Annotated in this window: 13 protein-coding genes and 1 pseudogene; 2 read left to right on the forward strand and 12 right to left on the reverse strand. The window is 27.8% G+C overall.

Annotated features, from left to right (window positions below; all coding sequences use genetic code 11):
- From AACZ53_RS10785 to AACZ53_RS10795, 3 genes are all read right to left on the reverse strand, one after another.
- Positions 1-1,138: LETM1-related biofilm-associated protein (locus tag AACZ53_RS10785; protein WP_339838167.1), on the reverse strand; the 1,138-nt coding region annotated here is incomplete at its 3' end.
- Positions 1,139-1,213: 75 nt separating this feature from the next.
- On the reverse strand, positions 1,214-1,678 hold the full coding sequence (locus AACZ53_RS10790; RefSeq protein WP_339838170.1) for a hypothetical protein: 465 nt from the start codon (positions 1,676-1,678) through the stop codon (positions 1,214-1,216).
- A gap of 6 nt (positions 1,679-1,684) precedes the next feature.
- Positions 1,685-1,852 carry a hypothetical protein gene (locus AACZ53_RS10795; RefSeq protein ID WP_339838173.1) on the reverse strand — a complete coding sequence of 56 codons (168 nt, stop codon included), beginning with the start codon at positions 1,850-1,852 and terminating at the stop codon, positions 1,685-1,687.
- 565 nt (positions 1,853-2,417) lie between these two features.
- On the opposite strand from AACZ53_RS10795, the gene yaaA reads away from it, so the two are divergent.
- Positions 2,418-3,176: a peroxide stress protein YaaA gene (gene yaaA / locus AACZ53_RS10800; RefSeq protein WP_339838176.1), complete on the forward strand. Its 759-nt coding sequence runs from the start codon at positions 2,418-2,420 to the stop codon at positions 3,174-3,176.
- A gap of 40 nt (positions 3,177-3,216) precedes the next feature.
- Positions 3,217-3,573 carry a hypothetical protein gene (locus tag AACZ53_RS10805; protein ID WP_339838179.1) on the forward strand — a complete coding sequence of 119 codons (357 nt, stop codon included), beginning with the start codon at positions 3,217-3,219 and terminating at the stop codon, positions 3,571-3,573.
- 71 nt (positions 3,574-3,644) lie between these two features.
- Here AACZ53_RS10805 and AACZ53_RS10810 read toward each other — a convergent pair whose 3' ends face one another.
- The 9 genes and pseudogenes from AACZ53_RS10810 to AACZ53_RS10850 form a co-directional block, all read right to left on the reverse strand.
- Positions 3,645-4,715: a serine hydrolase gene (locus AACZ53_RS10810; protein WP_339838182.1), complete on the reverse strand. Its 1,071-nt coding sequence runs from the start codon at positions 4,713-4,715 to the stop codon at positions 3,645-3,647.
- A 239-nt stretch (positions 4,716-4,954) separates the two neighbouring features.
- Positions 4,955-5,428 carry an HAD domain-containing protein gene (locus AACZ53_RS10815; protein ID WP_339838184.1) on the reverse strand — a complete coding sequence of 158 codons (474 nt, stop codon included), beginning with the start codon at positions 5,426-5,428 and terminating at the stop codon, positions 4,955-4,957.
- A gap of 18 nt (positions 5,429-5,446) precedes the next feature.
- A complete protein-coding gene (locus AACZ53_RS10820) occupies positions 5,447-5,830 on the reverse strand; it encodes a hypothetical protein (protein ID WP_339838187.1) in 384 nt (127 codons plus the stop codon).
- A gap of 94 nt (positions 5,831-5,924) precedes the next feature.
- Positions 5,925-6,872, reverse strand: a complete 948-nt coding sequence (locus tag AACZ53_RS10825) for a tRNA-dihydrouridine synthase family protein (RefSeq protein WP_339838190.1) — start codon at positions 6,870-6,872, stop codon at positions 5,925-5,927.
- Positions 6,873-6,914: 42 nt separating this feature from the next.
- Positions 6,915-7,529, reverse strand: a complete 615-nt coding sequence (locus AACZ53_RS10830) for a hypothetical protein (protein WP_339838193.1) — start codon at positions 7,527-7,529, stop codon at positions 6,915-6,917.
- A gap of 11 nt (positions 7,530-7,540) precedes the next feature.
- Positions 7,541-8,032 (reverse strand): hypothetical protein, encoded by a 492-nt coding sequence (locus AACZ53_RS10835; RefSeq protein WP_339838196.1) that lies wholly within the window; start codon positions 8,030-8,032, stop codon positions 7,541-7,543.
- A gap of 76 nt (positions 8,033-8,108) precedes the next feature.
- Positions 8,109-8,633: a CIA30 family protein gene (locus AACZ53_RS10840; RefSeq protein ID WP_339838199.1), complete on the reverse strand. Its 525-nt coding sequence runs from the start codon at positions 8,631-8,633 to the stop codon at positions 8,109-8,111.
- A 94-nt stretch (positions 8,634-8,727) separates the two neighbouring features.
- Positions 8,728-10,491 (reverse strand): annotated as a pseudogene (locus tag AACZ53_RS10845) (APC family permease).
- 131 nt (positions 10,492-10,622) lie between these two features.
- Positions 10,623-11,398, reverse strand: a 776-nt coding sequence (locus tag AACZ53_RS10850; RefSeq protein ID WP_339838202.1) for a TlpA disulfide reductase family protein, incomplete at its 5' end; no start/stop codon positions are given.

The raw sequence follows: 11,398 nt of genomic DNA on the forward strand, positions 1-11,398 counted from the left end.
GTGGGATATATTTTATCAAAATTGGTAAAAGCAATCCACCACCAGGAAGTAAAAAGATAGTTAACGAAGGTATTGTTTTACAAATATCAAGTAACTGTTTTTTTACTTTCTTTTTTTCTTCTTTGTCCAAATCAGAAGTAGTTGATTTAGCTAAAAGTCTGACTAACTCCTTACTTTCTTTTAATTCTTTAGTCAAACGCTTTCCGTTTCGCGTAATTAGTTTTGTTACCGTTTTATTCGATTGTTCATAAAAATGCTTAACCGGATTTGAATAATTAAAATACGGAATTTCATTTCGATATTGTTTGATGTAAGTATCAATATTATTTAAACTAATAACATATTCATTTTCTTCAATATGCAATTCAGAACAAAACTTTAGTAAATAATCTTTTTCTATAGAACTTAATTCATCATCACTCCACATAGCCATAGTGGCTAAATCCAATAAATAGAGTTTTTCAATAATGGAATCGAATTTTTCAAATTGTTCTAAATCAGTAACTTCTACTTGTTTTCTATAGAATTTAGTATAACGTAATGAATTTTCAAATAGCTTAACCAAAAGGTTGTCGTATTGTGATGGATTTTCCTTTACAGATAAAGCATTTGAAACCAAAACAATGGTACTTTCTTCCACTTTTTTTAAATAATTGACAGGATTTTCAAAGGTTTCCAAATATTTTTTAAATGCCAAAATATCCATAAACAATAAGGCATTCGTAATTATATGTGAAAAATTACGAGCAAAAATATTTTCGTTAGTTTGAATTCTTGTAGCTATACATTCTTCTAAATTAGGTTTTGATTTAGTGAATAGCATATTTCCTTTTTGATGCAGAAAAGTATAAAATGCAATGGCTTTTTCTGCAAAATCTTTTTCATCATCTGACTTGGTAACAATTTTAAAAACTGAAAAAAGCGAGTTCAGTAAAGCTAATTTAGTAATCTCATCACTCGAAAGGTCTTTTGTGTCTAAAAGATTAATGAGGTTTATTCTAATCACATGACCATAAATAAAACCAGAAGTTCTTACATCATGATAAAAAGCCAACAAATCGTTATTATACTCTTTATAATTCGATTTATTTTCTGAGAAAAACTTATTTATCCAACCGTTTGCTGATGGGTTAATCATGACTTTTTGTAAAATGCAAATGTATGAAATAATAAGAAAGCAAAATGAAATTATAATTTAACTAACAATTAAATTTTAGCTTAAAAATATTTTTTCAATTTGACGCTTGTGTCTTAATACATGAACAATTGCGTGCTCGCAAATAGCTTCTAAATCATAAGTTGTCCAAGAGGTAGTAATACGTACTTTTATTAAATCATCATCGGTAAAATGCCATTTATTTTCAAAAGTAGCATCGGAATAAGCAAACATCAAATCTAAATTTTCAATAGCTTGTGCAACAGTTTCCAATTGAAAATCGGGAGCAATACTTTCTTCCTTGTAATATTTTCGAATGTAATTAGAATACACATAACCAGAACGAACAACATGAAATGTAATATTTCTTATCGATTGAAAATCTAAAGGTTCATTTGTATCCAAAACTTTAATAAATTGTGCGTCAGAAATAGACAAAAGCATTTTTTTAAAATCTATTATTACTTTTTCATATTCATCAGTTAAAGCTCCTAAAGCTCCTATTCTATATTTTTTTTGCATTTTTAATTAATTAAAGTTTGGACTATAATTTTCATAATTGAATTTTAAATTTTCTGTAATAAAATTTATAGCTAATTCATTAAATTCTTCATTTTGTAATGCAATTATTTTCTTTTTATAAGTGTGTTTTTCATTTAATAAATGAATTTCAAATGATTTGTACGAATATTGCATAGATTGATCTATGCTCTTTGTTGGAGTTCTATACATTCCAATATAATAAGCATAATCAAGACTTTTATTAAATTTTAATATTGTAAAAACAGTTAAGTTTTCTAAATTTATTTTCTTGTGAAATAACTTAAATTTAAATAAGAAATAACAGTAAAATAATGAATTATTTTTGATTGATAGACCTTTTTTTAAACACAATAATGAAAATAAAATACTTAAAATAAAACCAAATAGTATTTGAAATAATATGAATTTTAGACTAATTTCAAGTTTAAAAAGTCCAAAAAAAATAAGTAATAAGGAAATATTTAATATTAATAAATTTTTTCTTTGTCTGAATTCAAGTTGATTATCTAAAATTATTTCCATTTACAATTTTACTTTAAATCAAATATAGTATTATTTCTACATGGTTGAAAAAAACTTAGAGTAACTCTGTGAAAACCTTTGAGAGACTTTGTGTAACAATTATAAATTTCCCTTATACCAAAATCGCTATAATCCATTTTATCATATATGATTTTAGAAAAGGAAATTGTAAATTTGAATTCAATAAAATTAGTCTATGAAAATCGTTATATCACCAGCCAAGTCTTTAAATTTTGAAAGTGAAGTGCCAACAAAAAAGCATACTGAACCACAATTTTTAAAGGAATCCAATACCATTCAAAAAACATTAAAAAAGCAAAAGCCAAAACAGTTAATGGATTTAATGTCTATTTCTGAAAAGTTGGCTAATTTGAATTGGGAACGCAATCAGGTTTGGGAAATTCCATTTACAACCGAAAATGCTCGACCAGCTATTTTTGCTTTTGATGGTGATGTTTATACAGGTTTGGATGCTTATACTATTCCAACAGAAAAATTGGATGATTTGCAAGATAAACTACGAATTCTTTCAGGATTGTATGGTTTGTTGAAACCTTTTGATTTAATGCAAGCTTATCGTTTGGAAATGGGAACATCGATAAAAATTGGAACTAAAAAGAACTTATACGAATTTTGGAAAAAGACAATCACCAAAACTTTAAATGAAGAATTAAAAAAAGATGAATTATTCTTAAATTTAGCCAGTAATGAATATTTCAGTGCAGTTGACACCAAGACCTTAAAAGTTCCTGTAATTACACCAGAATTCAAAGATTACAAAGACGGAAAACTAAAAATGATTAGTTTCTTCGCCAAAAAAGCAAGAGGATTAATGGTAAGATATATAATCGACAACAATGCAGAAACGATCGAAGATTTAAAAGGATTCAATTACGAAGGTTATGCTTTTGATGCGAATTTGAGTAAAGGAAATACTTTGGTTTTTACTAGATAAATCTATAAATTTGATAATGTCTAATTTCAAATTGTGTCATATGAAAAAAGTATTTTTGTTATTCGTTTTATTTGTGACAATGTCTTCATTTTGTGTTTTAAATTCTGAATCTAATTTTGAAGCTAAATTTGAAATAAAAAACAATAGGTTACAAGTTGAAACTGTAAAAGGTTTTACTTTTAGTGTAATGGCTTTTACCAAGAAAAAAGATATTTATTTCAATCAAAGTGGTATGATTAATATTAATTTGAAAAGCGAAATAGAAAATTCAGATTTTATCTTTAAAATTAATAGAATGAATAATAAAATTCAATTAGAAGGAATCAAAAACACCAACTGGAAAACTTTAGAATTTAAAGAAAAAGCAACATTAAATCAGAATGGAATTATAAGGTAATTCAATTATATGAGATACTGCTTTTTATGCCAATTTGAGAAAGGAAATACGTTGGTTTTACTAGGTAATTTTTAATTGATTACAGCATTTATTTTTTCCCAAAGAGCATTGTCAAATCCAGAAAGTGCAAAATTAGGATTAGCTGGATCTGATGCATTTCCCATTCGAATAATAACCATTTTTCTACTTGGAATTACATAAATACGTTGGTCTTCAGCACCCATTGCAGCATACATATCTGCTGGTGCATTTGCTACTAAAAATCCAGGAAAAACGGTTTGATCACTAGGAACCATATAACTGCTTTTTCCATTCAACCACCATAAATAACCATAGGATGGATTTATGTTTTGTGAAGTTGAAATACTTGCATTAAAATAGTTTTCGTTTATAATTTGCTCATTCATCCATTTGCCTTTATTCAAAGAAAGTAGACCAAATCTTGCCATACTTCGGGTATTGCTATGGTAAATTTTAAAAATAACGCCATTATTCCAAAAACCTTCCATTCCAATTTTGTTTTTTAATTTGGTATTGAAATAAGATTCAAAATCTTGATTACTTGAAGCAGCAACAACATCCATTAATTTTTGAAAAACATTGCTATAAGACCATCGATTTCCTGCATCTTCTAAATACGTTAAGTTAGATGGAATTACAAGTTGCGTATCAGTAAGTCCAGAAGACATGGTTAACACATGACTAACTTTAATTAAATCTTCTTTGGCTTGAGGAGCATTAGTCCAACCGTTGCCAATATATTGAGAAACTTTGTTGTTGACATCAAGCAAACCTTCTTGTTGAGCAATTCCTGTTGTCTCTGAAACTAGTGTTTTTCCTGCACTGTTCCATTGCCAAGTAGCATCTTGGGTATGTCCATCAAAATATTCTTCCATTACAATTCTTCCATTGACAAGAATCATAAACGATTTCGTGTTTTTTTGAAACAGATAATCTTTTAAAGATTGAATTTGACTTTGGTTCCAACCCAAACTTGTACTTGATGTTGTTTCCCAATTCGAATTAGTATTCGAAGGGAAATACATAGCTTCTTCTTGAGTAGGTGTTGTAGAATCATCGTCTTTACTACATCCAATAAGTGATGAAAGTAATAGCAATAAAAATAATTTTAGAGTTCTCATTTTTAAAGATTTAGTATTGGTAGTTAGACTACTACTATTGAAAAAGGTTTAAAATTAGTTTTTTTATTTGAAAGTAACTTTAAAAATAATTAAAAGGATTCAATTACGAAGGTTATGCTTTTGATGGGAATTTGAGTAAAGGGAATTTTTTGGTTTTTACTAGGTAGGTTTTTTTGGTAGTATTATAGAATATGTTCTATAAAAATATATCCCTTTAGTATAATTCTAAAGAGATATTTTTATTTCACTAATTTGTATTCTAAATTATTAATAATATCCAAAGCTTCTTCTGCCAAATATTCTGTTAAACCAACCGAACCACTAGTTTGGATTAATTTGTCTTTTAAAAAATCAGGTAATCCATTTAAAGATTTGTCATCATCAATAATGATAAATTTTTCGTTTATTTTTTTTGAACTAAACCAATTTATAAGTTCTTCTTTTCTGTTTAAGTGATTTACATTTTTAGGAAGCCTAGTTATTTTATTAACTTTAATATTTCTTCGATTAAAAATGTTATTCCATTCTTTTAAAGTGTATTTATATTTATGAGAAGTAGTCAATACAATATTTGCACTTGATGTAGAAATAATTCTATCAAGTGACTTAACTGCGTTTATACTAAATTCTGGAAAACCATCTTCTAAAATTTCAGGTTTTCTCCAAGAATTTGCAGGTACCATTACACCATCTATGTCTAAATATAATAACATAATACAAAAGTACAATAATTATTTTGTTATTTCAATTACTTTTTCTAAAGAAATATTGTTGTAAAGTGCGTCTAATTCATTCAAACGTAGTATTTTATCTTCCGTATCCCATTCTTCTTCAACAAATTCAACAAGAGACCAATCATATTCATTTGTAGCACTTGTTTTTGAAGATTTAATTTCTTCAAGTTTCATTTTAGACAATAATGAACTTATATATCTGTGGTGACCGTCAATAATTAATTTATCACAAACTTTTATATCATCAAACTTAATTCCATTGTTCATTTTTTTGTAAATTCTTTTAATAATTGGAAGGCATAGTTTATTATGACTTGAAAATAATATATAATCAGATTCTTGAATTGCTTTTAAAATTATTTCTTTATTTATTTTTTCCATTTTTATTATCTCTTGAATTATTTACAAAAATCATTTATTATCATAATTTTCAAATATAACAAAAATAACCAAACCCTAATAAAAACCTCACAAACTACTTCTCACCATTAAAAATCTCCTTAACAGCTTCTTGGTAAGCTTTTGGGCTTTGGGCTTTTTTAATCTTTTTAAAAGTCTTTTGTGGGTTGGAAAACGAAGTCGAAAAGTAGTCCCAAAAACCTAACATTTTCATTTTTATTGGAGTTGGTCCAGAAAGTGCTGCATCATATTCTTGGTAAATCGTATCGTGGAATTCGTTAAAAATGTTCCATCTGTCTTTTGGATATTCGGTTGTTTCATTTTTTATCATGCTTGGTAAAAAAGGATCAGCAATTAAGCCACGACCAATCATAAAATGATCAATACTAGGAAAACGTTCTTGCATTTCTTTATACTTGGCCACAGAAGTAATATCACCATTATAATACAATTTGTGTTTGGTGTTTTCAGTACAACGTTGAAAAGCTTCTAAATTGACACCACCTTTATACAATTGCTTGCCAATACGAGCATGAATAGCAATATTTTTCAAAGGATATTTATCTAAAATCGGAAAAACATCTAAAATCTCTTCTGGATTTTCGTAACCCATTCGCATTTTCATAGAAACAATTACGTCAGTTTCATTGTGTACACGATTTAAAATATGGTCAATTTTTGTCGGTTCACAAATTAAACCAGAACCCATTCCTTTTTTAGTTACCATGGGATAAGGACAACCTAAATTCCAATTCAGTTCCTTGTAACCCAATTCTTGAATGTATTTCACCACAAACAAAAATTCATCAGCATCATTAGTCATCACTTGTGGAATCAACTCTAAAGTGTTGTTGTGTTCCAATTGCAAATCGCGTTGGTACGAATTTTTAATCACCAATTTTCCGTCCAAACGAATATAAGGAGCATAAAAAGTATCAATGCCACCAAAGTACTTGTGAAATGCATTTCTAAATCGGAAATCGGTAAAACCTTGCAAAGGTGATGAAAGTAGGGTAAGACTCATGTTCAAAATTGAATCGCAAAGATAGTAGAAAAGAAGTTGACTTTAGTCTTCAATAATTTCTTCTTCGTCGGTGCAATATTCATTGTAGAAAAACACTAAATCTTCAACATTATTAAGAGTGAATTCTTTTGATTTAATTTTTTTAGTGACTAAGTTACAATCTTTAAAATAGCGTAAAGATTTACTTTTGAAACTAAATGAAATATCTGTTGCATATGCTTCATCATTTCTTTTTACATAATAAATGACTTTTTTTGCTATACCATCCGGAACAAAAACAGTACTACCATTAACAATTTTTTCTTCACCAGTTATATATGGAAAAATTGCTCTCAAGCCTTTATATAGATTAACACTTCCTTCTTCAACAATTTCCATTAACATTGGTTTTTCAGAACGTTTATTAGGTAATATGTATTTAAATTTTTCCGAAAAGCCGTTACCATAATATTCAAAACCATCAACTAAATCTTCGTGAGACCATTTGGTTTGAGTGCTGTCTAAACTTATTCTAAAAAGAATTTTATTGTTTCTAATTTCCCCAAAACCAATAACTTCTGTACTATCTGCAAAAATAAGCTTTGCTTGACGTTCTTGACTAAAGGACAAAAAAGTAGTTAATAGAAAAATAAAATAGAGAATTCTAATTGTTAACATTTTTGATGAAATTAGTATTCAAATAGTTCTTCTATTTGAACGAACTCTTTTTGATATTTATGTGTAATAGTATTATAAGATGTTGGATGATTTATTGTTTCTATTCTAGTCAATTTATCACCTATAATTTTAAACTGAATTGAATATTCTGGATTAGATATTCCATCAAAACTTTTAAGGTTTAATTGGATTGTGTTTGAATTAATCATTTCAAAAGTACCAATGCTAAATCTGGTAATGCCACACGAATATACTTCACTATTGTCTTGACTTGAAATTGTTAATAGTAAAAGACTTGAATAATAATTAACTTGTTTGTCATCTGATAGAATAAAGTATTCATCAGCTAAACAATCAAATTCATCAAGCATGTTTATAGATGAAGTTCCATCTAAATTAAAATCAAAAGGCGTTGGTAAGTTATAATTTGTTCTTTTCCATTGTCTATTTGTCAAATTAGAAAAATCAATTTCTTCTTTATCGTTTGATGAACATGAATTCAATGTGAAAATTATAATTAAAGCAAAAAAAAAGAGGAGTATTTTTTTTCATATGTTTTTTTCAAATATAACAAAAAAGTTATTCCAATTCAATTTTATCTAAAACCAATTGAAAAGATTCATTTTTTTTGTTGCCTACTAAAAACACAATTTCTTCAAAAGAATCACTATTATAATTTGGTAAATCAAGTTTTCGACCTCTAAAAGAAGGATACAAATCACTTAGCTTGATTTCGACAGTTTCCCATTTTCCAGTAGTTTTAAAAGTTGTGATGTATGAATAATAAGCGATTGATTTATCTTTAATTCTGAATTGGTATTCTTTGCCATCACCTTTTAATCGAATTAATACTTTATTGTCTTTTGTTGCCTTAATTTTGTCAAATTGATGACGAACAGAAGAAAAGCCACCATTGTTTTCTAAAGAAACTGTTCCATTAAAAACGCCATTTCCATCAGTATCAATAGTAAAGTTTCCTTCAGATAAACCGCCCATTACACCATCATCAACAATCAGCCAATCTTTCGGAGAAGAATTTTTGTTAAAATCGTATATCATTACAGTATTTATAAATGCCATCAGTAGTAGTATAAAAATCTTCATTTTGTTTATTTTACAATATAAATATAGAACAATTAAGCCTATCAAACAATAACTTTAACAGGCTTTTATATAGCGTTTAATGGAATCTTTTGGTTTAAATTATTAATCGAACACCACCTAATTCTTCAACTTTGAACGGAAATTTTTCAGTAGGTGAACCAATAAACATAAAGTTGACCGGAATATTCCATTTTTCAGAAAGTTCTTGAATTAATTTGGGTGTAAATACACCTTCTAAAATCACTAATTCTATATCTATTTCGGGATATTCTCTATCTAAAAAATCAATTTCTTGAGCTAAATTTGGAGGTCCAGTTTTTCCTTTTTCTAAAACGGTAACAATTTTTATTTTTTTAGTATGTTCGTTTCTTTCAATGTACTGCATTACTTTGTTTAAAGTTGCAATGTTATCTCCTTTTGTAAAAAACACAAACTCTTGTTGATTTATTTTATGTAAAATGCTTTTTATCTTTCTATCTGTTACCACAGAAAATTTACGAATTGGATCAAAAAAAGCATCTAATATTTTTAAAACAGCTTTTAGTAAAATGGTACGATTCAGCATTACAGCTATAAACAAAATTGTAGGTATAAAATAATAAGAGAAGACCTGTAAATTGCTTGGCAAACCTGGTTTAGGAGTCATTGTTATATTGCCAATTAAAGCAATAACTACGGCTATAATAGCAACAATAACAGCAATCCAAGAAGCTTTTTCTGGTCTAGGAAGGCTATTTCTTTTAATTTTCAACAGAATGTTTCCAATACCAAATAAGGCCATTACAGATAAAAAGGAAATAGTATAAACACCAGCTAATAAACGTACATCACCATTTGTAATTAATAAAACAGAAACAGAAAGCAATAAAAACATGATTACGATTCTATATGAACTTCCTTTTTTGTTTTTCTTTAGAAAAAAAGGGGGTAAAATTCTATCTAATGTCATACGTTCTAACAATCCTGTAACCCCAACAAAGCTAGTTAAAACGGCACCACTTAGGACTAAAAAGGCATCAATTGCAATTAAAGAAGCAATTCATTTGCCACCTACTTCTTCTCCCATTTGAATCAACAGGGTATTTTGATAAGCATCACTTTGTAACAAAGGAATAGCAAAAATAGCCAAAGCAAATACGGCCATTAATGGATTAATTATACTAACAATAGACCACATATTTCTTAAGGTCTTTGGGAAAACGCCCTTTTCTTGTTCCTCCACAAAGTTAGCTGAACTTTCAAAACCAGAAACGCCTAACATAGAAGCTGCAAAACCTAAAAATATGGCATTTGTAATACTCCCTCCTGTAGTTGGAAAATGCCAGTTTTCAAATAGTGTAGCAATACCATTTTGGGTCAAATAAAAAAGTATAAAACCACTTAAAATTGCCAGAGAAGTTAAATGAAAAATAAAGATTCCAATAGCAACTTTAGCTGATTCTGTAATTCCAATTATGGCTAATATTGCAAAGAGACATAGAAGCACGATTGTAACTGGAATAATAGGCAAAACAGGAACTAAATGATGTAAATAATGGATTCCTTCATTAGCTGAAATTACAGCTGTTGCCATATAAGATAATAATGTCAAAGTAGCTGCTAAAGATGCTGTTCCTTTACTAGTAGTATTTAAAAGTGCATTGTATGCACCACCATTTAGAGGAAGAGCACCAACAACTTCACCATAAATTTTTCGGAAAAGGTATAGAACAAAAGATACGATTAATAGGGTTATCCAAGCATATTGTCCAGCAAACCCAATGGCCAAAGCAGAAACGTATAACACAGAAGAACTAATATCATTACCACAAATAGCGGTTGAAGCTAGTTGATTTAATTTTTTGTGCGGAGTTCTCATTTATTTTTTTTATTTTCAATGCTTCTCAAATTTACTAATTTTTAAATCAATACGTAAAAAAGGACTAGTATTTATTATCAATAAAAATAAATAAATCCCAAATTGACATATGTAATTTGGGATTTTAAAATTTAATTTAAATCATTTAGATTTAATGCTTTTCTCAAAACCATTTCAAATGAAGCCTCACTTGGTCTAGGCATTGTTGAATTATAAATTTTCCCTTTATCATCAATTAAAATGAATCTTGGAATACTATTTACATTATAATCTTTTGAAAAAGCAACCATACTTTCTAAATGAAATTGCTGTACTGATTTTGATTTATTTTTGGCATCTAAAAACCATGCTTTTTCATCTTTATCACTGCTTATTGCTGCAAAAACAATATTTTCTTTTTTATATTTTATAGCCATTTTTTCAAAATAAGGAGATTCGTATTTACATGGTCCACACCAAGTTGCCCAAACATCAATAGCTATAAATTTTCCTTTAAACTTAGAAAGATTTAAAAGTGTTCCATTTAAATCTTTTAAAGCTATTTCTCTTGCTTCATTGCCTTTTCCTAATCTTTCAAGCGTTTTAAAATTATTTTCTAAATTGGTTTTTAATTTTACATCAGTAATATTATTAGCATATGAAGTTATGATGTTTTTGCGTTCACCACTACTTGTAGCATCTTCTAGATTTGTTTTTAAATACGAGTAGAGTAATCGGTTTTTAAATTTACTTTCTTTTAGTTTGGATATGTTTTCAATTTCTTTAATTTTTGTGTCAATATCTCTGTTGTCATTTTTACAAATTTCGTATGTAATGTATTCTAAATAAGAGTCATGAGAAATTAAAGTTTCGTCATCTAAATTAATTTTTTTCTTTATTTGCTGAATGTTTACAGGAATTTCAGTTT

Origin of the sequence: uncultured Flavobacterium sp., assembly GCF_963975005.1 — a bacterium.
GTDB lineage: Bacteria > Bacteroidota > Bacteroidia > Flavobacteriales > Flavobacteriaceae > Flavobacterium.